The following is a 22349-nucleotide window of genomic DNA, read 5'->3' as shown; positions in this document are numbered from 1 at the left end:
AAAGACAGAAGAATTATTTGATTATAACCATAGCAATTCTACAATCTTATATCTGTATCGTTACGACCAAACATATATTTAAGATCATACAATATATGGCCCTGTCTGCCAAAATCTCTTATGCGCTCAACGCCGCCTTCTATGAAATCGTCATGAGCGACAGCTGCAATAATTGCGTCATACTCACCTGATGAAATTTCTTGGATCATTTCAATCCCATATTCATTAAGTGCTTGTTCTGGATCAACCCAAGGGTCGTATACATCGACCTTTATGTTATAATCTTTCAGTTCATTGATAAGATCAATGACTTTGGTATTACGCAAATCTGGGCAATTTTCTTTAAAGGAAAGGCCAAGTATGAGAACTTTGGAGTCATTGACCTGAATACGACTGCGCAACATTTCTTTGATGAGACGTTCAGCTATATAGCGCCCCATACTGTCATTCAGGCGGCGTCCAGCTAGGATTATTTCAGGGTTATAGCCGATCGCTTCGGCCTTATGCGTCAGATAATAGGGGTCGACGCCAATGCAGTGGCCTCCGACCAGGCCGGGGCGGAAAGGCAGGAAGTTCCATTTGGTGCCGGCCGCTTTCAGCACCGCCTCGGTATCGATGCCCATGCGATTGAAGATGATCGCCAGCTCATTGATGAGCGCAATGTTGAGGTCGCGCTGGGTGTTCTCGATGACCTTGGCCGCTTCGGCGACGCGGATCGTTTCCGCCTTGTAGGTTCCCGCCGTGATGATCGAGGCATAAAGGCTGTCGACCAGCGTGGCGATTTCCGGCGTCGACCCCGACGTTACCTTGCGGATCGTCGGTAGACGATGTTCCTTGTCGCCTGGGTTGATCCGTTCGGGGCTATAGCCGCAGAAGAAGTCGTGATTATAGGTGAGCCCCGACAGCCGTTCGAGCACCGGAACGCAATCTTCCTCGGTCGCACCGGGATAGACGGTCGATTCATAGACTACGATGTCGCCGCGCTTAAGCACCTTGCCCACTGTCTCCGACGCTTTGATCAGCGGCGTCAGGTCAGGCCGCCGATGCGCGTCGATCGGCGTCGGCACCGTCACGATATAGAGATTGCATTGAGTCAGATCGGCAGGATCGGTCGAAAAGCTCAGATACTTCGCTGCGGCAAGCTCTTCGGCCTTCGTTTCCAGCGTCGTGTCTTCGCCCCGGTGAAGCGCATCGATCCGCGGCTGGTTGATGTCGAAACCCGTCACATCGCGAATACGGCCGAATTCGACGGCAAGCGGCAACCCGACATAACCAAGACCAACAACGGCGATCTTGAGATCCTCGAGCGCCGGCACCGCCGCAATATCCATGCTGCTCATGGTCATTTCCCCGAATATTCACGAAACCAGGCGACGAAACTGGCGATGCCGTCCCGGAAATCAGTCGCCGGACGATAGCCGGTCAACCGCTCGAGCAGCGAGGCATCGGCCCAGGTGGCGGGCACGTCGCCCGTCTGCATCGGCATGTAGTTGCGGATCGCCTTCATTCCCAGACTCGCCTCGATCGCATCGATGAAGTCGAGCAGGCGCACCTTGTCGTTGTTGCCGATATTGACGATGCGGAACGGCGCGACGGGGCTGAGAGAGTCTCCGGCCACGATGTCGGCGCGCGATGCCGGCCGCTCGGGCGCTGCGTCGATCAGCAGGCGGATCGCACGGACAAGATCGTCGACATAGGTAAAGTCGCGATACATGTCGCCACTATTGTAGATGTCGATCGGACGGCCATCGAGCATCGCATCGACGAACTTGTAAAGCGCAAGATCGGGGCGACCCCACGGACCATAGACCGTGAAGAAGCGGAACATCGTCGTGGGAAGGGTATAAAGATGCGCATAGGCATGCGCCATCGATTCATTGGCCTTCTTCGTTGCGGCATAGATGGTGAGCTGCGTATCGGCCTTTTCGGTCTCGATGAAGGGCATGTCTTCATTCGCGCCATAGACCGAGGAGGTCGAGGCCATCAGCAGATGCTGCACCGCGTTGCGCCGCGCCGCTTCCATGACGTTGAACGTGCCGATGACATTGCTGTCGAGATAGGCGCGCGGATTTTCGAGGCTGTAGCGCACGCCCGCCTGGGCGGCGAGGTGGACGATGACGTCGGGCTTGAAGGCGTCGATGGTGTCATCGAGCAGCGCTTGGTCTTCGAGCATCCCCTCGGTCGCGGTGAAATTGGCGTTTTCGCGGAGATGGGCATGGCGCGAGCGCTTGAGATTGACGTCATAATAGTCGGTCATCCCGTCATATCCGGCCACGACGAACCCTTCGGCAAGCAGAAGCTTGGAAAGATGGAAGCCGATGAACCCTGCTGTCCCGGTGACGAAGATACGCTTCAGATTAGCCGTGCTCTCTAGCATTGAAAATGGATCCGTTCTCTATGGTAAGATGGATGGATTATTGGGCAGCGGCTTCATAAGCTGGACGGTTATATTCAGGAACCAGCTTGTAGAGGATGGACAACGCCTCTGATGCATCACCATGTCTCAGATAATCGGTCAGATCTTCCAAGATATCCGACAATGAATTCCAAGGATGCACCGCTTCGCGCGCCTGCATGATCCGCGAATGCACCGTCGGCGCCGGATTGTGGCCGATCAGGAGCTCTTCATACAGCTTCTCGCCAGGACGCAGACCCACTTCAACAATCTCGATGTCGCCCTCCGGCGTTGTTGCATCGCACACCGACAGGCCTGAAAGCTTTACCATCGTCTCTGCCAGATCACGAATCAGCACCGGCTGACCCATGTCGAGGACGAAGACTTCGCCACCTTCAGCCATGCCGCCAGCCTGAATGACGAGCTGCGAGGCCTCAGGAATCGTCATGAAATAGCGGGTGACCTCCCTGTGGGTGATCGTCACCGGGCCACCCGCGGCAATCTGCTGTTTGAACAGGGGCACGACCGAACCGCTCGATCCCAGCACGTTGCCGAAGCGGACCATGGTGAAGAGAGTCTTGTTCTGTTCCTGCGCGCGCGCCTGCAGGATCAGTTCGCAGACCCGTTTGGACGCCCCCATAATATTGGTCGGGCGAACCGCCTTATCTGTGCTCACCAGAATGAAGCGCCGGACGCCCACCGCCTCAGCGGCGAGTGCGCAATAGAGGGTGCTGAAGATATTGTTGCGCATGCCCGCGATCGGATTGCTCTCGACCAAAGGCACATGCTTGTAGGCGGCGGCGTGATAGACGGTTTCAGGTTGCCAACGGCGGAAGATGCGGAAGACCGAATCTCTGTCGGCGACATCGGCTAACTCGGGAATAAGCTCGACCTCACAGCCTTCTGCCAGCGCTAGCCGGCGCAACTCGCCTTCAATCGCGTAGAGGAAATATTCCGACTGCTCGACGAGGATCAGCCGCTTCGGTCGCGAGTGAATGATCTGGCGGCACAGTTCGCTGCCGATCGAGCCGCCCGCGCCCGTCACCAGCACATTTTTGCTCAAAAGAGATCGGCCCATCAGCAATTCATTAGGTGCGACTGCATCGCGGCCGAGCAAATCCTCGACCTGGACGTCGCGAATGTCGCTGACGGCAAAATGGCCGTCGATTAGCTGGCCGATGCCCGGCAGCATGCGCACGCGGATCTTGCGAGCCTGTAGCGCCTCCACGATTTCGCGCCGGCGCACGCGCAATGCGCTCGGGATCGCCAAGACGACCTCGTCCACCCGCCGCTCTTCCAGGACGCTGTCGAGGATGGAGGAATGCCAGACGGTGATACCATCGAGCTGCTGATTGCTGAGGCGCTCATCATCGTCGATATAGCCGACCAGCACCAGATGCGGCTCCTGCCGCAGCGAATTGGCAAGCTGCTGCCCGCCCCGCCCGGCGCCATAGATGAGCAGCCGCCGTCGCTCCTCGGTCCTGCCACGCGCAAGATGCAGATAGTCGCTGACAACGAAGCGCAGGCTGAGGCGCAGAAAAAGCATCAACAGGAAGAAGATGATCGGATGCAGGACTGCAATCGTGCGGGGCACGCCGTCTATCTGGATGAAGCCGAAGATGATCGTCAGCGGAATTCCGAGTAACGCGCAGGCGTAGAACAGCCTGCCCGATGCGCGGGCGCCCGAAAAGCGTATAAGGTTGCGATAAAGTCCGGTTGGCCAAGCGATAACGGTCCAGAATAGAAGCGTCGTCGCGGTTAGGATCAGGAGGGCGTGCAGATCATGGGGCCATTCCCCTAGCCGTAGAGCAAAGGCGACCCAGGCAGCGATCAGGCAGAGCAGACAATCGAAGCCAAAGACCATCCATTTACGCGCCGAGCGTGGCAGACGGGTTAATGCTTCGAGCGCGTTAAGAAGGGCGCTTTGCGTTTCCTTCGTCATTTGCCTTGAGCGTCCTTGATGATCGTGGCGGCCAATGCGCCCTAAGATATTCTGGAAAAGGCTAATGCGTCCAACCTTAGCCTGAAGAATGGCGATTGCGTCCCTTACTCCACCGTAACCGACTTTGCGAGGTTACGCGGCTGGTCTACATCAGTGCCTTTTGTGACCGCCACATGATAGGCCAGCAATTGCACCGGTACGCTGTAGACCAGAGGCGCGATCAGCGGATGGACCTTTGGCATGGTGATCGTCGCCAGACAACCGCTGCCAGCCTCCTGAATGCCGTCATAATCGCTGATCAGTACCACCTTCCCGCCGCGCGCTTGCACTTCCTGCATGTTGCTGACCGTCTTTTCGAATAGGCGGCCTGAAGGCGCGATGACAATTACGGGGACATTTTCGTCGATAAGGGCGATGGGGCCATGCTTCATCTCGCCGGCGGCATAGCCCTCAGCATGAATATAGCTAATTTCTTTAAGCTTGAGCGCGCCTTCGAGCGCGAGCGGATAATCAGTGCCGCGTCCCAGATAGAGCACGCCGCGTGCCATCGCAACGTCAGCGGCGACGCCTTTGATCGTGTCTTCATAGGCAAGCGCGGCGTTGAGCGCAGCGGGGGCTTCGGAGAGATGTTTGACGACCGCATGTTCGTCTTCGGGCGTCAATCGTCCTTTGGCGCGCGCCAGATTGGCGGCGAGCGCGGCGAGTACTGCGAGCTGGCAGGTAAAGGCCTTGGTCGAGGCGACGCCAATTTCTGGCCCGGCATAGGTCGGCAGCAACAGGTCCGCCTCACGCGCCATGGAACTGGTCGGCACGTTGACGACGACGGCGATCTTCTGCCCCTCCTTGCGCGCATGGCGCAGCGCCGCTAGCGTATCGGCAGTCTCGCCTGACTGGCTGATGAAGAGCGCGAGGCCCCCCGGCTCGATCACCGGCGCGCGATAGCGGAATTCGGACGCCACATCGAGATCTACGGGTACGCGCGCGAACTGCTCGAACCAGTAGCGCGCGATCATGCCGGCATAGAAGCTGGTGCCGCAGGCGACGATTGTCACCCGCCTGATCGCCGACAGGTCGAAATCGGGGATCGGCAGTGTCAGCGTATCGTCGATACGCTGGAGATAAGAGCGCAGCGTTTGGGCAACCACGATCGGTTGCTCATAAATTTCCTTGATCATATAGTGGCGATGATTGCCCTTGGAGATCAACTCTCCGTCAACCCCCGACTGGATGATCGCACGCTCGACCGGTTGGTTGGCCTGGTCGAAAATCTGTACTTCTTCCCGGCTGCAGACGACCCAGTCGCCTTCTTCCAGATAGATGATCCGCTGGGTGAGCGATGCCAGGGCAAGCGCATCCGAGCCAAGATAGGTTTCCCCGTCCCCGACGCCCACGACCAGCGGTGAGCCTAGCCGCGCTCCAATGAGAAGGTCGGGCCAATCACGGAAAAGGATGGCAAGCGCGAAGGCGCCGCGCAACTGCGGCAGCACGTCCCGCACCGCCTCGACTGGGTCGGCACCGGCTTCCACCTTTTCACTGATCAGATGAGCGACGACTTCGGTGTCGGTTTCGCTTGTGAAAGCGCGGCCACGTGCGATCAACGCCTCACGTAGCGGTTTGAAATTCTCGATAATGCCATTGTGGACAACGGCAACCTTGTCGGTGGCATGGGGGTGAGCATTGTTGATGGTTGGCCCGCCATGCGTGGCCCAGCGCGTATGGGCGATGCCGATAGCGCCGGAAAGTGGCTCAGTTTCGAGCACATTGGCAAGATTGCCGAGCTTGCCGGAGGCTCTCCGTCGTTCGATCGCATTGTTATGGACCGTAGCAATTCCGGCGGAATCATAGCCGCGATATTCAAGGCGCTTGAGACCATCGAGAAGCCGTTCGGCGACATCTTCATGGCCAACAATGCCGATTATTCCGCACATGGAATCCTGCCCCTGAAATTGTGAGCGCCTCTTAGGCATAATGGGCAAGTTAAGGCAAGTTAAAGGGACTCATATATTGACGCCGGCTTCACCCGTTCAGCGAGGCTGATCATCAACGGCCAGAACAGTGTGTTGGCGATATCGAAATAGGTGTCCGTCGGTCGCCACCCATAAGCGAGATAGTCGAGAATTTCATTGCAGGTTTCGGCGAGGATGACGCACAAAAAGGGAATGAAGCTGCTATAAGGACGGCGCGTTATCAGCCGCGTCAGCACGAATATGGCCAGTCCGCTATGAATATGAAGAAGATTGTCAGCAAGGCCCGTCTTGTCACTGATCCACAGGATGGAGCGATGATATTCTCGCGGGATATCAATTTGGTATGGAATAATCGGAGCCATGATTATCTGAAGCGGAGCATTAGCGAATATCGGATGTACCGTCGCGGCTGCACCCTTTGATATATCGTTTAAACGACTGTTAAATGGGATGAGCTGCCAATGGCAGGTTTAAAGTCACGCTGCTTTATATTATCGTGGAGCGACAATAACACGGAGAGGGCGATGATCTTTCAGGATGGAGAATTGCGCCGGGTCGATAATAGCAAGCCTATGCTGTTCGACGGATGGGCCTATGTTCCGATGGAGCTAGCATCCACCCCTGTCAATGTCCTGACCCTGGAGGAAGGTGCACCGGCGCCGATGAAGCAGGACAAGTCTCCCATATCTGATTCCAAATAAACCCCGGCAATTTAGCGGGGCCTTGTCAGCCCTAGATTGAAATCAACAAGCGAATTTTCTGAGGGCGGCTCGTGCCGTCTGTTGCCAAATGACTTTGGCAACAGACGATCCTCCGAGCACTCAATAGCCCCAGCGTAAGCAAGGCTTGCCAGAGCGCTGCCTATCCCACCCCCGGATATACAGAAAAATGGCGGCTCGACGGCCGCCATTTCAATTATTTCTCAAATGCTCAGTTGCTGTCTGAATCATCGTCATCCGACGTGACTGCGACAACTACCAGAGCACCAGCCAGTAGCACGCCGGCACCAACTGCGGTCGAGGACAGCTTGCTGGCCTTCTTGGGAGTGGTAACCGCCTTCACATTGCTGGCCTTGGCAACCGAAAGGGCGGACGCCGAGTTTGCCATCACAGGAGCGGCCATCAGCGACGACGCCATCAAACCGGCAAGAACAAGCTTCAAACGCATATCAAGCATCCTCAAAATTTGGTTTCAATTAGCATTGGCTTTGCAACCATGCAAGCATATTATTGGCGGACTTGCGTTGCCTCCTCCCCAGAACACCGCTTACTGCGGCGCTGTTCCGCAAATTCCTGAATGATCCAACGTTTATCCCCTTCGAAAGCCATCGCACTCAAAATGCCCGAACGATAGGCACCCGTGTCCAGGCCAATGCGGCCAGGATGCTCGGCTATATTTTCAAAGATCGTATGGCCATGGACGACAACCATTCCTTGAATTGCAGGCGAAGCATGTTTCTCAGATTCGCGGAGAAATTCTTCACGAATCCAGCGTAAATCACCCGCACGCTGCTTTTTGAGTGGCACGCCGGGGCGGACGCCAGCATGGACGAAGACATAGTCGCCTTCAACGATCATGTCCTCGAAGCTTTCAAGGAAGCGCTTGTGTGAGAGAGGTACGGCAGATTGCAGCATCGCAGCGAGTTCGAGATAATTGGCCGCTTCATAGGCTTGCCGCGTTATGCCGTAGCTTAGGATCGTCTCTGCTCCTCCAATGCGGTCAAAAAAGCGGATCGCTTCGCGATTTCCGCTAAGCGCGGTCAGGAAAAGCTCTTCATGGTTGCCGAGCAGAAAGCGCGTTTCGGGACGGTCAGCCTTGAGCTTGATCAGGCGGTCGATCACCTGGGCCGATCGAGGTCCTCGGTTGATAAGGTCGCCGAGAAAGATCAATTCGCCCTTTGGTTGGCCGCGTTCCAACTCGTCGTCGCGGATCCGCGTCAGCAGGCCGTCAAGCAGATCGAGATGGCCGTGAATGTCGCCAATCGCATAAAAGCGGCGGCCATCAGGCACATGGGCGACAGTTGGAGGGCGGCGGCTGAGGCAAGAGAGAATTTTTACAAGCATCGTTGGATGCGAACCCTTAACGGCCTTAAGCAGTGGAAATGACACTGATCGACCCTAGCAGAATTTGCCACGCAAGGCTTTGGAAATATGTGATGTTCCGCGTTGCCATTATATCGGCGTCACTTCTTCCCGCAGCGCCAGCGCCAGCACAAGAGGCGCCACCCTTTGAGGTCATTCGCGCACTTGATGCAGAGATGGCCAGCATTGGCTATCGCCTCGCCACCGCCAATGCCTCCTTGTGCGACCGGCAAGAACCGGGCTTGGGTTTGCTGCTTCATACGCCCGATCAATATGCGCGTGACATCCGCGAGACAGCGATCCGTCATTTTCATTTCGATGGACCGGTAGGGGTAGAAGCGGTGATCTCCAAATCTCCTGCTGCCGCAGCGGATATCAGGGAGGATGATACATTGATTGGCGTGGGACAAACGCGCTTTCGCCCTACGGATCCCCAGGCCAACTCGAACACCGCTTCTCTCATAGTGGCGACCCACCAGATCATGGCGCTTCCACCTAATGGTCCGATCACGCTGCATATACGTCGGAGCGGCGTCGATCAGATCCGCAGAGTCATCCCGGTTCCTGCCTGTCGCTCGCGGTTCGAAGTGGCCTTTGGCAATAGTTTTCTTGCTCAGGCGGATGGTGAATTGGTTCAGATCAGCAGTCGTTTCCTGACCGACTATCCACAGTGGGCGCCCGTGCCGATAGCGCATGAGTTGGCCCATAATATTCTGCGTCACCGCGAGCGGTTAGAAGCAAAGGGCGTGAGCTATGGCCTGTTGTCGGGTATCGGCCGCAATGTCCGGTTTTTCCGGCAAACCGAATTGGAAGCAGATATTCTGTCTATATCGCTACTTACCAATGCTGGATACGACCCCAAAATCGCCCTGCTTTTCTGGCAGGCCTTCGGTCCTGCGCATGCTGGTAGCCTGTTTCGTAGCCGTACGCATCCGAGTTGGAAGACGCGTACTGGCATTATGGCACGCACAATCGCTGAAATGGGGCCAGAACGCTCCCTCCATCCTGACATCATCGCGGCACGGGATCGGCCAATCGATGGAAAATGGCAGGATTTGTTGAAAAGAGAGCACTGACGAATGTCAGGTGACGCGATAGGCGTGGAAATGGCGTGCGGCGGCAAGTTGGCGAGGATAGGGTTTCGATATTCTCCTGGCAACGCTAGCGCCCTGCCGCCAGAAACGTCTTAAACGGTGTCCTACAGGCACAAGGCGATTGCTGCCATGGGATTCCACTCCGCCTACATGTGATAGTGTCCTTATCGTAGATATAAATCGGATACAGAGCTTCTATGGACAAGGCCCCGGAAAGCGAGATCATTGGCATCGCCGAAGCCGGCCTGATGCTGAGCGTCGAGGGACAGGAGCAGATTGCCCCTTGGTCTGCGATCACGATGGTTGAGGCTGTTCTGGCACTGGTCGATTGGGCGGGCGACCAGCGCATGGCTGTACTGGTCATTGCGATCATGCTGGACGCCGACGAGCGAATCTTCATTGTCGCGGAAAGCGAACTGCTCTGGGCGCCGCTGGTATCGATCCTGTCTCAAATCCTCCCAGGCATACCCTCTGTCAAAATATGGGGCGCGCAACTGGCCGCTTCCGGCAAAGTCGCGCTCTATGAAAGAGCAGGAGGCTTGCAATGACACCGACAATCCTTGATCCCCTTTCGACTGAGATGCGCCATAATGCGTGCAGAACATGATTTCATCGAGGGGCCCTTCGCCATTGCGGAAGACCTCACCCTCCATGGGACAATCGTCGGTGACGCGGCGCTGCAGGAAGGCGTGCGGTTCATCCTGCACGGCACGATTGCGGGCAACCTCACCGTCAAAGCGGGCAGCCGTGCCCTTATTCATGGCACAGTCTCGGGCCGCATCTATAATGACGGTGGACGGGTCGAGGTTTTTGGGATTTGCGAGGCCGTGGAAAATCTGGCGCCCGATGCGGTGTCGATCATCTCGCCCACCGCGCATGTGCGGCGCGGGCGTGTGAACCGGAGATGCGGTCTATGATCCTACTGGCCCCGCCGCCCGCGCTGGCGCTACCTGCGATCGTGGCATCGGCCGACGACCAGACGCGGACCCGCTTCCTGGAATTTTTCGCGGTCACCATTCGCAATCCGCATACGCGCCGCGCCTATATGCGGGCGGCGGGCAATTTCCTCGCCTGGGTCGCCGCGCGCGGTGTGTCGTCGCTCGCAGCGGTACAGCCGCTGCACGTAGCGGGATGGGTCGCAGCGTTGGCGCACGAAATGAGCGCGCCCAGCGTCAAACAATAGCTGGCCGCCATGCGTCACCTGTTCGAATGGCTGGTGACCGGTCAGTAGCAGCTATGCATTTCTGTTTGGTTTAAATTCAAAATAGTGCGGAGATGTACACATTTTAGACGGATATTGACGAGTGAGTATCATAAGGCGCATCGACAATCGCATCAGGTGAATTTATCACATTTCGGGCATCAACATAACGGGACGCACTTTAATGAGCGAAAATGCTAACCAGACTGAACTTCTTGTCACCTTGACCAGCGACATTGTTGCCGCACATGTATCGAACAACAGCGTGGCTGTCGGTGATGTCGCTACGCTCATTGCCAACGTGCATAGCGCTCTTTCAGCCCTAAATCAGCCCGTAGAGGCTCCTGCCGAGAAGCAGGAACCCGCAGTGTCCGTGCGGTCATCGGTAAAGCCTGACTACATCGTCTGTCTTGAAGATGGCAAAAAACTCAAGATGCTTAAGCGCCATTTGATGACGCGCTATCAGATGACCCCGGATGAATATCGCGCCAAATGGGGACTGCCGGCTGACTATCCCATGACCGCCCCCAATTATGCTCAGCAGCGCAAGGACCTGGCGGTCAAGATCGGCCTTGGACGTAAGCCAAGACAGGGCAAAAAGACTGCTGGAGGCAGGCCGTCGACAAAGAAGAGCGCTGAGAAGCCTGTGACAGAGTGATTATGGCAACATCTTGCTAGCATAGGAGCGCTGGCGAGGGCTGTTAAAACGAGAATCCAATATAAAACGCCCCCTGCCCGTTTCGGGGCAGGGGTCAGGAAAAAGAGTGCCTCTGGTAAGATGAGCCATTCTGGGTCGCGGGCTTTCCATAGGCAGATAAATTGCAACGGCGAAATGAATTTCGCACCATAACGATGACATTTTCTGTAAGATTTCGACCGGCACGCCGGGAAAGCGCGCGATCGTCGGCGCGGCCGTCTGTCGGGTGCGCGTATAGGGCGACGTGACGATGAGCGCGGCGCTTGTGTCCAGCTCGCCGCGACCGCCCTCGCCTGTTCGTAGCCGCGCTCCGTCAGCTCGATCGTCGCGAGATCATGGCAGGGCACGCCGGCGTTGCCGGTGGATTCGCCGTGGCGGATGAAGATCGCTCGCAGGGCTCCGCCTATGCCGCCTGATGCAGCCCGTCGCTGACCTCCCAGCCCCGACAGGCCAGCAGGATCGGCTTGGGCACTCTCTTTTCGCCATTGGAATAATAGGCGACCATCCGGCGCGAGACGCCCAACGCGTCGGCCGCCTTCGACAGCGACAGGGCATGGCGCAGCCGCCATTCGAGAAAGGCGCGCACGTCGCCATGTCCGGTTGCCGAGAGCGTTTCGAGCCACAGCATGTCCGCGCCCAGCTCGACCCCCGATGGCCAGGTCAGGCTATGCCCCCAATCGCCTAGCTCGACCTTGGCGAACTCGCCGGGATCGCGCAGCGCGGCGAAGGCGCGATCATCGAGGATCGCGCCCAGCTCGATATCGGCGGCCGTGCCATCCGACCACGACACATGCAGCACCGAAGGACCAATCGCGCGCACGGCGGCAATGGTGCGGGTCTTGTCGGTGACGTTCATCCGTTCAACTCCTGCCATGTCTGCATGAGCAGCGCCTGGTTCGGCCCCGCCCATTCCAAAGCGTCTTTCAGGACCGCCGTTGGCACGGTGCCGACGATCAGCTCGAACGTCGCGATTGCCACCGAGCAGCGGAAATCCGGGCCTTCGATGTGAAAATGCGGCACGCCATGATCGCGACCATAGACGGCAATCTTCCAGCGGGGACCGCGAAACATCGTGACCATGTCTCAATATAGTGCAACTGTTGCACTAGCGCAAGCGTAGGGTCGTTCTCACCTGAAGGGGCTTTCAGCCGGACTGCATGACGGAGGCGATCCAGCGCAATCCGCTATTATATGTATATCTAAACGATGGCGTTATGATACCAGTTAGCCATTAGAAAGACATATTGGCGCGTCCCTTCGGGCACGGCTCTATCTCCGCCTGAAGGCTACGACCGAGCCCGCAAGCGGTCTTGGCGCATAGGCGTGACGATCCTCGCGTGAGGGCCGGGGCAAGGCCCCTGCCCTGCTGTGCCGGCGTGCTCTGGCGTGGATCTTCGTTTGAAGGGGGAAAGGCGGTCCCGGCCGCCTTTCCCCCGCAACGGGATTAGACGGGGCCGTGCCTCGCTGCGCTGCGGCCGCTCCACCCCCGTCGAATCCCGCTGCCCCCCTCTTTCGCCGGCGTTCTTGGGCGTCCGTGTTCCGGCCGATGGCATGGCCATCGCCGGACAGGCGATCGAAGGGAGTAGAAGGCATGACGCAGGACAACCGCGAAAGCTGGCTCAACCGGGTGGCGGCGGGCATGGCTCCGCTGTTCGAGGCGCTGGAAAGCCCCCTGCCCTCGCGCGTGCGGGTCGCGATCGGCTTCACCAGCGCGGGCCGCAAGGCCAAGGCGATCGGCGAGTGCTGGGATAACCGCTTGAACGCGGACGGGCATTGTGAAATCTTCATCCGCCCGGACCTGGCGCACGCGCCCGACGCGATGCCGTCGCAGATCGCGGCCATCCTCGCGCATGAGCTGGTCCATGCCGCCGTCGGCATCCCGGCAGGGCATGGGAAGGCGTTTAAAAGGGTCGCCCTTGGTCTTGGCCTGGTCGGGCCGACGCGCACCACCACCCCCGGCGAGGCGTTCCTTACGACCATCGCGCCTATCTTGGATGCAGCCGGACTCCTCCCCCATGCCCGCCTCGACACGGATGGGGAGTCGACCGGGCCCAAGAAGCAAAAAAACCGGATGCTCAAATGCGAGTGTGCGGAGTGCGGTTATACCGTGAGGACCGCGCGCAAATGGCTAGAACAGGCCGGCGCGCCGCTCTGCCCGATCGAGGGGCATGGGGTCATGGAGCATGAGCCGCTGGGCGACGACGATCCCGAGCCGGAGGATTGAGTGCGACTGTATATCACAACGATAGACAGATCATGCCGAAACGATTAACGATGGCGCGCGGAACGAGGGCATTATGATATTAGCAGTCGGAAACACGAAAGGCGGCGTTGGCAAGACCACCCTCGCCGTCAATCTCGCGGTCGCGCTGGCGCTCGCCGGCCGCGACCTCTTGCTGGTGGATGGGGACGAGCAGGGCACCGCCCTCACCTTCACCCAGCTTCGAGCCGAGCGGCTTGGGGAGGCCGGTTATACCGCCGTCGCGCTGACCGGCGCGGCGCTGCGCAGCCAGGTCCGCCAGCTCGCCGGCAAATATGACGATATCATCATCGATGTGGGCGGGCGCGACACCGGATCGCTGCGCGCCGCGCTCACCGTCGCCGACACCCTGCTGGTGCCGGTGCAGCCGCGCAGCTTCGACGTGTGGGCGCTCGATCAGGTGTCGGCGCTGGTCGCTGAGGCCCGCGAGATCAACGAAGGCTTGCGCGCAGTCGCCGTGCTGAACGGCGCGGACGCGCAGGGGGCCGACAATGAGGGGTCGGTTCCGGCTGAGGGCGAAATGACACCCTAAGCGAAACGGCAAGAAGTGGTGGGAAGCGGCCATTCATACTGGGGGCCACGGTATAACCGCCTTGCGCCCCAAATCGGTCATAGGTCGTGCCTAGCCCATTTCTCGAAACCTGCGGCAGACGAGAAAAGCACGGTTTGCGTCAGCTGATGAAAAACTCGACCGGCACCACAAGTTCGATGGCCTCACCCTTCACTTCGACCGGGGGCTTGGGCAACGGCTGTGCACGTTTGGGAAGCGAGATCGCCTCGTCGTCAAGTGGCCGGAAACCGGACGAGCGCTCAATACGGGAGGACAGAACATTGCCTTCGCGGTTCATGACAAACCGAATATAAGGCACGCCCTGCTGGCGGCGCAGAGCGGCGTCTCGCGGATAGCGCTTCACTTTGTTGAGCGCTCCCAGGACAAGGCCTTCCCATGTCGGCCTGGCATTGCTGGGCTGCGGGGCGGGCGGTTCGGGCTTGGATTCCGGCGCGGTTGTATCTTTCACCGGCGGGCCGGGATCGACAAGCGGCTTTGCCGCTGGAACCGGCGGTGGGCTGTTGCCAGCAAGCTGGATCTGCGGATGCGGGATGACGGGGCTTTCGGTGGTCGGCTCGGCGCGATCCTTCTTTACCTGCTGCGGACCGGGAGGCTTTTCTTTCGAGGGTTCGGGCGGGGCAGCGGGCGGCGCCACATTGAACACGGTGAGATGGGCTGTCTCTTTTGGCACATGAAATGCAGTCCATGTGAACAAGGCGCAACCTGTGATGAACAGGGCGAGCAATGTCACCCCGCCCATGCCGCACAGTCTAGTGCCAAGCGTCACCGGTTGATCGGAATAGCGGATTCCAGGGGGGGCGGAATCTGATGGGCGCCTCGAGCGAGGGTCGTCCTCAGTGTGCGGGGCGCTGTTCGAGAGTCCCATCATTTCCTGAACCTTGCGCTGCGCTTGCGCCGCCAGACAAGTATTCCCGTAATCGACAACATGGCGACTGTCAGGCCAAAGGTGGCAACGAAGATGCGATAGGGGAACCCAAAAACCTGCGCCATGTGCAGGCCGTAAAGCCACCGGTTGATTGCGTTGCCGGCGGCTTCGGGGTGGCGCGGCAGCAAGGGGGCGATGACGGCTCCTGTCGCGGCGTCGATCAGGACGCCGGTTGCGGCACCATCATCGCGAATGTCGAGGGTACTGCGGACGTAATAGGCGTAGCTGTTTGTGCGGCGATTGCGCAGGATTTCGCCTTCCCTTTCGATCTTGAATCCGTGTGCTCGCGCAATTCCGGGCATTGCCCTTCTGCCGATGGCGATCGCCTGCTGCCAGTCCACCATCATGGACACGGCCGAATGCGGCTTTGACAATAGTGCAGCTCTGGGATCATCGAAGCGCACGACTCCGCGCATGGCAGCGTAGTAGACCGGCGACAGGCTGAGCAGCACGCTGGACCAGGCGAAGATCACCAGCATGCCCCATAACCATAGCCCCCCGGCACGGTGAAGATCCAGCACGCGCCGCGTTGGTCCTGCGGCACGCTTGATTCGCCACGCGACGGCCCAACGGCTGACCCATGACTTGCGCCGTGCCGCCCCGGCACGCAGGGGCAGCGTCAGGGTAAAGCCAAAGAGGCTGTCGAACAGCCAGAGAAGAGAGACGCCCCCCAGTATGGCGGTGCCCCAGCCTGAGGGCAGAGCGAGGCTTTGATGCAGCCGGAACATAAAGCCCATCACGGAACGGCGGTCGAACGGTGTAGCATCGGCCGCCCGTGTGCCCAGAAGTGCGCCGCTGTACTGATCGAAAAAGGCTTCGTCATAGGGGAACGCATGATCGGTGCCCGACCGGGGAACCACCCGCAGCCTGACACTGGAAGTCGCGGCTTCCTGGAGTGGCAGGTAGCGCGGCTCGGCTTCCGGCAAGGCGGCCTCGATATGCGCGATGAGGGCTTCGATTGGCAGGGCCTTGCCGCGCGGCGGTGGCTGTACGAGCATCAGATCTGGATTAAGCCAGCGGTCCAGTGGTTCGTGAAAGGCAAGCATACTTCCTGTCAGGCCTGTGATTACCAGAAAACCGGCAATCACAAGGCCTATCCAACGGTGCAGACGCACCAGCAACGCACGCAAACCTCTTGGCAAAACCGCGCCCCTAGAAGTTGAAACGCAAGCTTGTCCGTCGTCAGAACATTCGGCACAACTCGCGGCGTAGATTAGCGGAGTGCGGACCTCGTCAGGGGGTTGATATTAGGCGGCGAACTTGCGGTGCTGCAAGCGCCGATGTTCGATGGTCTGTCGCTTGATCCTTTCGCGCAGTTTGATGATTGCCGGAGCCCTGCCGAAGTAGGCGTCGGCAGGCGTCACGTTGGCCAGGCTCTCGTGGTATCGCTGGTGATTGTAGTGCTCGACGAAGGTCTCGATGTGGGCTTCGAGGTCGCCGGGCAGGAAGTAGTTTTCCAGCAAGATGCGGTTTTTCAGGGTCTGGTGCCAGCGCTCGATCTTACCCTGGGTTTGGGGATGACACGGGGCGCTGCGGACATGGCTCATCTTCCGGGCCTCGATGTATTCCGCCAGCTCACCCGCGATGTAGCTGGGGCCATTATCGCTGAGTAGCCGGGGTTTGTGCAGCACCGTGGCGCTGTCGCAACCAGAAGCCGCCAGGGCGAGGTCCAGCGTGTCGGTGACGTCCTCGGCTCGCATGTTGGTGCACAGCTTCCAGGCGATGATGTAGCGCGAGAAGTCGTCGAGCACGGTCGACAGATACATCCAGCCCCACCCGATGATCTTGAAGTAGGTGAAGTCGGTCTGCCACATCTCGTTCGGCCGCGTGGTTTTCGTGTGGAACTGATCGGCAGCCTTGATCACGACATAGGCCGGGCTGGTGATCAGGTCGTGGGCCTTCAACAGGCGGTAAACCGTGGATTCCGACACGAATTAGCGCTGCCCATCGGTGAAGCGCACGGCCAGTTCCCGGGGGCTCAGCTCAGACTGTTCCAGCGCCAGCTCGATGATCTGGTCTTGGATGCCCGCCGGGATGCGGTTCCACACCCGGCTCGGCGCCGATGGCCGATCTTCCAACGCCTCCGGCCGGCCTTCGAGGTAGCGATCATACCAGCGGTAGAATGTCCGACGAGGGATGCCGAGTTGGTCCAGCGTGCGCTTGGCCGACAGGTGCGACTGCTCGACGGTTCTGATGATCTCGCGGGATACCTCATTCGTCGTTGTCCCCATCCGCGACCATGCTTTTTTTGAGCAGACGGTTTTCCAGTGTCAGATCGGCCACGCATTCCTTCAGGGCCCGGGCTTCGCGGCGCAGGTCCTGGACCTCTCCGGTGGTCGCGGCACGGGCGGTGTCGCCGGCCAGGCGGCGCTTGCCAGCTTCCATGAACTCCTTCGACCAGGTGTAATACAGGCTCTGGGCAATGCCTTCCTTGCGGCATAGCTCGGCGATGCTGTCTTCCCCGCGCAGGCCATCCAGCACGATGCGGATCTTGTCCTCGGCCGAAAAGTGGCGCCGGGTCTGTCGGCGGATGTCCTTCACTACCCGCTCTGCTGGGGCCTTGGCGGGCGATTTTACATTGGAGGATCTGGGCTTCATCTTCGTTCCTTCGTCACTACGACGAAGCCCAGATCCTCCTTAAATCACAACCTCAAATCTGTGCCATTGGTGCTGACGGCGGACACGCAAGCTTACATCGACCGTGCGTGGCCTGCCGTACCAACACAGGCCCGAGTAGCAGGAGTTAACGTAGCTCTTGTTCAACAGGTTGGTCGCGTTGACCGCCAGCCTCCATTGATCGGCCTGATAAGCGATCAGCGCGTCGAACAGCGTACGCCCTTCGGTCTTGACGCTGTTGCTGATATCGTAGCTGCCGCTCGTGTATCGCCCGCCGAGGCCGAAGCTCAGACCGCTGAGAGTGCCTGTCCGGAAACGGTAGTCGGCCCAGAGCGAAGCCATCGTCGATGGTGTATCGACCGGCACGAGGCCGACTTCGGACGGCGTATTGGACTTGGTCACCTCAGCATCGATCAGGGTCAGGGCGCCGCGCAGGCGCAGGTTCTGTGTGATATCGGACTGTGCCTCTACCTCGATGCCCTTTGAGCGGATCTCGCCGGTTTGGACTTGCGCGCCGGGGTGGTTCACCTGATCGGGATCGGGCGTCGCAACATTCTGCTGTGCCAGATGATAGGCAGCGATCGTCACGAGCGTGTCGCTGCCTGCGGGCTGGAACTTGATGCCTGCTTCATACTGGCGGCCGGTTGTCGGCTTGAAGGCCGCGCCTTCCCAAGTGCTGCCGCTCGATGGTTCGAAGGATTCGGTATAGCTGACGTATGGCGCGATGCCGCTGGGATGCACGTAAGTCAGACCGCCCCGGAACGTGAAGGCATCGTCCTTGGTCACGGTGCGGGCACCAGTTGAAATCGCCGTCTCCCGCGTCTGCGCCCAATCCTTGCGCCCGTTCAGCGTCACTACTAAGCGGTCGGCGAACTTGCTCTGCTGCTGCAGGTAAATGCCCGTCTGCTGATAGCGGATCGGATTGTCCACGCGCGGGGTGGCGAAAGTCAACGTGTCAAGATTGCCGTAAGTGGGCACGTATATGTCGATGGAGGGCGCATCCGCAAAGCGCCGGGTGCGTTGATAATGGCTGCGGCCGAAATCAACGCCGATCAGCGTCGTATGCTCGCCGCCCAGACCCGACCATTTCGCCTGCAGGTTATTGTCGGCCGTTAGCGTGTCGGAATCGTCATGGCGGCGGATCGCGCCGCGGGTCAGGGTGCGGTCATCGTCCTGCAGGACGTCGAGATAGAGATAGCCATAGTCCAGCTTGGACTCGCTGTAGCGCAGGCCGCTCTTGAACGTGATGGCATCGCTCAGCTTACGCTCGAACAGGTAGCTCGCGTAGAAAGCCTTGGTATCCCAGTAATTGATGTCGGGATCGCCCAGATAGCGATCACGCGCGATTTTGCCGTTGGCGTTCGGCAGGATGCTGCCTTCATAAGGGACGCCGGGATAGTAGCTCGACTTGCTCTCCTGATAATAGCCAAGCAGCGTCAGGTTGGTGCGATCATCGGGCCGCCAGCTAATAGCCGGTGCGATGTAGAGGCGATCGTTGCGCCCGTAATCGGTCCACCCGCCGCTTTGCCGGGCCAGAGCCGTCAGGCGATAGGAAAATTGCCCATCGGTGTCGATCGCGCCGCTATGGTCGGTGGCTACCTGATAGCGGCTGAAAGTGCCGCCCTGCAGTTCGAACTCATGCAGGGGATCGGTGGTGGGGCGCTTCGATACCATGTTGACCGCGCCGGATGGGCCGGATTGCCCATAGAGCACGCCTGCCGGACCTTTCAGCACTTCAATCCGTTCCAGCCCATATGTTTCCGAAGGCGCGTCGAACGAATTGTAATTGAGCCGCATGCCGTCGCGCAGCAAGCCACTGTTGCTGTTCGAAAAGCCGCGAATGGTGAAGATGTCGTAGTTGTCGCCATTGCCGTTGAGATAGGCTGCGGTCGAAATGCCGGCCGAATAGCGCAAGGCATCGGTGAGGTTCGTGGCGCCCTGTGTATCGAGCGCTTCGCGGGTCACGATGGAAATGGACTGCGGCGTTTCCAGGATCGGCGTGTCGATCTTGGTGGCGGTCGCACTTATCCGCGCAGCATAGCTTGGCACATAGGAGGACGCTGTCTCCTGCTGCGGCACTATGCGACCATATATGCCTCGTGCTCGCTCACCTTGCCCCTCGACGCGAACCGGCCCGAGCTGGATGGCACTCTCGGCAGTTTCCGGGGCCTGCTCGATCGTGATGCGATTGGTCCCGGAAATACGGAAGGACAGGCCCGTTCCGGTCAACAGGCGGGAAAGCGCCTCGATGGGAGCCATCCTGCCCTTGACCGCAGAACTGCGGCGGCCGACTACCTTGTCTGCATCATAGACGATCTGCAGGCCAGCGCGCTGGGTAAGAACCAGCAGGGCTGCATTGAGATCCTGCGCTGGAATATCGAGGTCGAGCTGACGCATGGCGGTCTGAGCATACGTTACAGTCGGAATGGCGATGCCCCCCACTGTCAGCGTCGCAGTGCCGGCAGACAGCGCCAACAAAGTGTTGCCGCGCAAAGCGCGCCGCAAACTGGTAACAACCCCCATCAAACTCCCTTTCGCAAATGAACCGATGCGATAACAGTTCGCATTAGCTGAATGCCAAGACGTCCGGTGTTGTAAGAGTCGGTAAAGTTTTTTGCCGGCCTGCGAAAAAAGAGATCAATAAAGCGCGGTCAGCAGCGGGGCGTCTAACCGGCTGGCGCCGACTTCACCCGCCAATGCGGTGATGGCACCGTCGATATCGTTGCTGTCGAATACACCGCTGACCCGATGCGAACGGAGCCTGCCGCCGAGAAGGACGATGCGGCCGGCGCGGTAACGATTAAGGGTCGCCATGACTTCGCTCAACGGTGCGCGGTCGAAGACGAGTTGGCCGTTCTGCCAGGCCAGAGCGAGGTCTGGACTAGCGGTTTCAACACGACCGATATGGCCGTTCGCGTCATAGCGCAGTTTCTGCCCGGGCGAGAGGATGAGGCTCTTGCCCATGCCGGACCCTGTGTCCCCTGACACGGCAACCTGATGGTGCATGACAGTCACGATTGTGTCGCCGGCCCGACGCTCGACTTGAAAGCGTGTGCCGAGCGCCGTCGAAGTCCCGCGACCGGCTTCAACGACGAAGGGCCGCCCGCCAGCCTGCACCTTTGGCGTGGCGCGAACATAGGCTGTGCCCGCAAGCAGTTCGATGCGCCGCTCCTGGCTATCGAAATGCACGGCGATCGCGCTGGACGGGGCCAGATCGACATGACTGCCATCATCCAGGGTGAAGGAGCCATTTTGTGAGATGCCAGTGCGATGGTCCGCGCGCAGATATGTAACCGGATCGCCGACCCATGCGAAACCGATCATCAGGGCCAAAGCGGCGCAGGCCGTGATCGCGCTCGGCAATGCCCAAAGGCGGCGGAGCGAAGCCATGGGGCGTGATGCTATGGTCGTCGACGGGATGCTATGCCTTGCCAGCGTTCCCGGATTTTCCGCAAGCTGCCCCATCTGCCCCCAAGCACGCTGCGCAATGCCGAACGCCATGGCATTGGATGGTGACGCTGCACGCCAGCGCTCAAACGCGGCATGGGTTTGCGCGGAAGGCCGGCTGTCATTGAGGCGCACGATCCACTCCGCCGCCTCAAGCTCGGGATCGGGCATGGACTGGCTATCCTGTGACATGCGGCCGTCTCCGATCGATATTCACGCCAGACGCCATGATGCATGGGCCTGCGTGCCTACTGCTTCCAGAACGTCTGAAGGCCATCGATCGAGTAAAATGAGGGGCGATTTTGTTCATGTCTTCATTCGCCGCATGACATGATGGACCGCACGGGCAAGATGTTTCTGCACCGAGGAATCCGAAATTTCCAGCAGTTCTGCCGTCTCGGTATAGGTCCGACCGTCAACTCGGACCGCGACGAAGACCTTCTGAGTACGCTCCGGCAACTCCTCGATGATCCGCGTCAGCCGGTCCAGTTCCATCCGGTCGGCCACGATATGCTCCGGTGATGGGCTGTCGTCAGCTATAGCGCCAAGACCCTCCATATCCGCGGCGTCAGTGCGCCGCCTTGAAGCCTGCCGACCGTGATCCACGGCGAGGTTATGTGCGGTCCGATAGAGCCATGCTCGCCCATGAGTGATCGCGCCTCCACCGCCTTCGGTCAGGCGCAAAAACGCTTCCTGGGTCAGGTCTTCGGCGGTCTCCGGATCGCCCAGTTTCTTGTTGATATACGCCTTTATCCCACGACGATGGGCAGCATAAAGGCGCATGAGCGCCTTATCTGCCAAGGCTCATCCTCACGTTGTTCTAACCCGCCTTATTCACCAAAAGTGTCCTGAAGGGTTGGCGGGAGTGGCGTAAGCCTCTGATCTGAATTAGGAACTGGGTGTCTAAGCCGAACCTGCCGCAGGGCAGAAAATGCCACGGGCCACACCCGCCATGAACGATGATATCGCAAGCTCATTTGGATTCCCAGCAGTCGGCCGCAAGAAAATCACAGCTGCGTTCGACGGTGGCCGGCTTACCTCGGATGGCGGTGTTCTACTGCTTGCACAGGCCGAGCGCGCGATGGGGATTTGCCAGCGCCTGGCGGCTTGTATTGCCGATCCGCGCGATCCAGCGCGGGTGATCCATCGCCTG

22 protein-coding genes and 3 pseudogenes are annotated in these 22349 nt (G+C 59.2%); 9 read left to right on the top strand and 16 right to left on the bottom strand.

Features of this window, described 5'->3' with window-relative positions; genetic code table 11:
• Window positions 1-38: 38 nt before the first annotated feature.
• The 5 genes from tviB to IQ35_RS16835 all read right to left on the bottom strand — a co-directional run bounded on the left by tviB (window position 39) and on the right by IQ35_RS16835 (window position 6666).
• Window positions 39-1340, bottom strand: coding sequence for a Vi polysaccharide biosynthesis UDP-N-acetylglucosamine C-6 dehydrogenase TviB (gene tviB, locus IQ35_RS16855; protein WP_277872633.1), 1302 nt, complete (start codon window positions 1338-1340; stop codon window positions 39-41).
• Window positions 1341-1342: 2 nt separating this feature from the next.
• Window positions 1343-2377, bottom strand: a complete 1035-nt coding sequence (locus IQ35_RS16850) for an NAD-dependent epimerase/dehydratase family protein (protein WP_145075164.1) — start codon at window positions 2375-2377, stop codon at window positions 1343-1345.
• Between the two features lie 37 nt (window positions 2378-2414).
• Window positions 2415-4337 (bottom strand): polysaccharide biosynthesis protein, encoded by a 1923-nt coding sequence (locus IQ35_RS16845; RefSeq protein ID WP_145075162.1) that lies wholly within the window; start codon window positions 4335-4337, stop codon window positions 2415-2417.
• 104 nt (window positions 4338-4441) lie between these two features.
• Window positions 4442-6265, bottom strand: a complete 1824-nt coding sequence (gene glmS, locus IQ35_RS16840; RefSeq protein WP_145075159.1) for a glutamine--fructose-6-phosphate transaminase (isomerizing) — start codon at window positions 6263-6265, stop codon at window positions 4442-4444.
• Between the two features lie 59 nt (window positions 6266-6324).
• Window positions 6325-6666, bottom strand: coding sequence for a hypothetical protein (locus tag IQ35_RS16835; RefSeq protein ID WP_145075156.1), 342 nt, complete (start codon window positions 6664-6666; stop codon window positions 6325-6327).
• 162 nt (window positions 6667-6828) lie between these two features.
• Here IQ35_RS16835 and IQ35_RS21105 point away from each other — a divergent pair, with 162 nt between their 5' ends.
• Window positions 6829-7005: a hypothetical protein gene (locus IQ35_RS21105; protein ID WP_158636693.1), complete on the top strand. Its 177-nt coding sequence runs from the start codon at window positions 6829-6831 to the stop codon at window positions 7003-7005.
• A 229-nt stretch (window positions 7006-7234) separates the two neighbouring features.
• Here the strand turns inward: IQ35_RS21105 and IQ35_RS16830 are convergent, their stop codons facing one another.
• Together IQ35_RS16830 and IQ35_RS16825 are read right to left on the bottom strand one after the other, a co-directional pair.
• Window positions 7235-7471, bottom strand: coding sequence for a hypothetical protein (locus IQ35_RS16830; protein WP_145075153.1), 237 nt, complete (start codon window positions 7469-7471; stop codon window positions 7235-7237).
• A gap of 59 nt (window positions 7472-7530) precedes the next feature.
• Window positions 7531-8367 carry a metallophosphoesterase family protein gene (locus tag IQ35_RS16825; RefSeq protein ID WP_145075224.1) on the bottom strand — a complete coding sequence of 279 codons (837 nt, stop codon included), beginning with the start codon at window positions 8365-8367 and terminating at the stop codon, window positions 7531-7533.
• Between the two features lie 38 nt (window positions 8368-8405).
• On the opposite strand from IQ35_RS16825, the gene IQ35_RS16820 reads away from it, so the two are divergent.
• The 5 genes and pseudogenes from IQ35_RS16820 (at window position 8406) to IQ35_RS16800 (ending at window position 11338) form a co-directional block, all read left to right on the top strand.
• A complete protein-coding gene (locus IQ35_RS16820) occupies window positions 8406-9461 on the top strand; it encodes a M48 family metallopeptidase (protein ID WP_145075151.1) in 1056 nt (351 codons plus the stop codon).
• Between the two features lie 215 nt (window positions 9462-9676).
• Window positions 9677-10027: a hypothetical protein gene (locus IQ35_RS16815; RefSeq protein WP_021319147.1), complete on the top strand. Its 351-nt coding sequence runs from the start codon at window positions 9677-9679 to the stop codon at window positions 10025-10027.
• A 42-nt stretch (window positions 10028-10069) separates the two neighbouring features.
• Window positions 10070-10396, top strand: coding sequence for a hypothetical protein (locus IQ35_RS16810; RefSeq protein ID WP_021319148.1), 327 nt, complete (start codon window positions 10070-10072; stop codon window positions 10394-10396).
• Window positions 10393-10659 (top strand): annotated as a pseudogene (locus IQ35_RS16805) (tyrosine-type recombinase/integrase); the annotation flags it as partial. The gene IQ35_RS16810 and the pseudogene IQ35_RS16805, both read left to right, overlap by 4 nt.
• A gap of 205 nt (window positions 10660-10864) precedes the next feature.
• On the top strand, window positions 10865-11338 hold the full coding sequence (locus IQ35_RS16800) for a Ros/MucR family transcriptional regulator (RefSeq protein WP_145075148.1): 474 nt from the start codon (window positions 10865-10867) through the stop codon (window positions 11336-11338).
• 210 nt (window positions 11339-11548) lie between these two features.
• Here the strand turns inward: IQ35_RS16800 and IQ35_RS16795 are convergent.
• From IQ35_RS16795 to IQ35_RS16785, 3 genes and pseudogenes are all read right to left on the bottom strand, one after another.
• Window positions 11549-11772 (bottom strand): annotated as a pseudogene (locus IQ35_RS16795) (phosphoglycerate mutase family protein); the annotation flags it as partial.
• Window positions 11773-11780: 8 nt separating this feature from the next.
• Window positions 11781-12233: a DUF2442 domain-containing protein gene (locus IQ35_RS16790; RefSeq protein ID WP_021319153.1), complete on the bottom strand. Its 453-nt coding sequence runs from the start codon at window positions 12231-12233 to the stop codon at window positions 11781-11783.
• On the bottom strand, window positions 12230-12457 hold the full coding sequence (locus IQ35_RS16785; protein WP_017503387.1) for a DUF4160 domain-containing protein: 228 nt from the start codon (window positions 12455-12457) through the stop codon (window positions 12230-12232). Before IQ35_RS16785 ends, IQ35_RS16790 begins: the two co-directional genes overlap by 4 nt.
• Before the next feature lie 511 nt (window positions 12458-12968).
• Here IQ35_RS16785 and IQ35_RS16780 point away from each other — a divergent pair.
• Together IQ35_RS16780 and IQ35_RS16775 are read left to right on the top strand one after the other, a co-directional pair.
• Window positions 12969-13601, top strand: coding sequence for a SprT family zinc-dependent metalloprotease (locus IQ35_RS16780; RefSeq protein WP_145075145.1), 633 nt, complete (start codon window positions 12969-12971; stop codon window positions 13599-13601).
• 73 nt (window positions 13602-13674) lie between these two features.
• Window positions 13675-14169 carry an AAA family ATPase gene (locus tag IQ35_RS16775; RefSeq protein ID WP_242003386.1) on the top strand — a complete coding sequence of 165 codons (495 nt, stop codon included), beginning with the start codon at window positions 13675-13677 and terminating at the stop codon, window positions 14167-14169.
• 139 nt (window positions 14170-14308) lie between these two features.
• Here IQ35_RS16775 and IQ35_RS16770 read toward each other — a convergent pair whose 3' ends face one another.
• The 6 genes and pseudogenes from IQ35_RS16770 to IQ35_RS16740 all read right to left on the bottom strand — a co-directional run bounded on the left by IQ35_RS16770 (window position 14309) and on the right by IQ35_RS16740 (window position 21997).
• Complete coding sequence (locus IQ35_RS16770) at window positions 14309-14932, bottom strand: energy transducer TonB family protein (RefSeq protein ID WP_242003385.1); 624 nt, start codon at window positions 14930-14932, stop codon at window positions 14309-14311.
• Window positions 14933-15072: 140 nt separating this feature from the next.
• On the bottom strand, window positions 15073-16248 hold the full coding sequence (locus tag IQ35_RS16765; RefSeq protein ID WP_242003389.1) for a PepSY-associated TM helix domain-containing protein: 1176 nt from the start codon (window positions 16246-16248) through the stop codon (window positions 15073-15075).
• A gap of 132 nt (window positions 16249-16380) precedes the next feature.
• Window positions 16381-17731 (bottom strand): annotated as a pseudogene (locus IQ35_RS16760) (IS3 family transposase).
• Window positions 17732-17770: 39 nt separating this feature from the next.
• Window positions 17771-20272 carry a TonB-dependent siderophore receptor gene (locus tag IQ35_RS16750; RefSeq protein WP_130752816.1) on the bottom strand — a complete coding sequence of 834 codons (2502 nt, stop codon included), beginning with the start codon at window positions 20270-20272 and terminating at the stop codon, window positions 17771-17773.
• Between the two features lie 114 nt (window positions 20273-20386).
• Window positions 20387-21388, bottom strand: coding sequence for a FecR family protein (locus IQ35_RS16745; protein WP_007182968.1), 1002 nt, complete (start codon window positions 21386-21388; stop codon window positions 20387-20389).
• 114 nt (window positions 21389-21502) lie between these two features.
• Window positions 21503-21997: an RNA polymerase sigma factor gene (locus IQ35_RS16740; protein WP_007182969.1), complete on the bottom strand. Its 495-nt coding sequence runs from the start codon at window positions 21995-21997 to the stop codon at window positions 21503-21505.
• Window positions 21998-22127: 130 nt separating this feature from the next.
• On the opposite strand from IQ35_RS16740, the gene IQ35_RS16735 reads away from it, so the two are divergent.
• On the top strand, window positions 22128-22349 hold a 222-nt coding region (locus IQ35_RS16735), incomplete at its 3' end, for a transposase (protein ID WP_199739980.1).

The sequence above is a fragment of the Sphingobium wenxiniae genome, assembly GCF_007830065.1.
Lineage (GTDB): Bacteria > Pseudomonadota > Alphaproteobacteria > Sphingomonadales > Sphingomonadaceae > Sphingobium > Sphingobium wenxiniae.
Note: the sequence above shows the minus strand (reverse complement) of the source record. Positions and strands in the feature narration are given on the sequence as shown.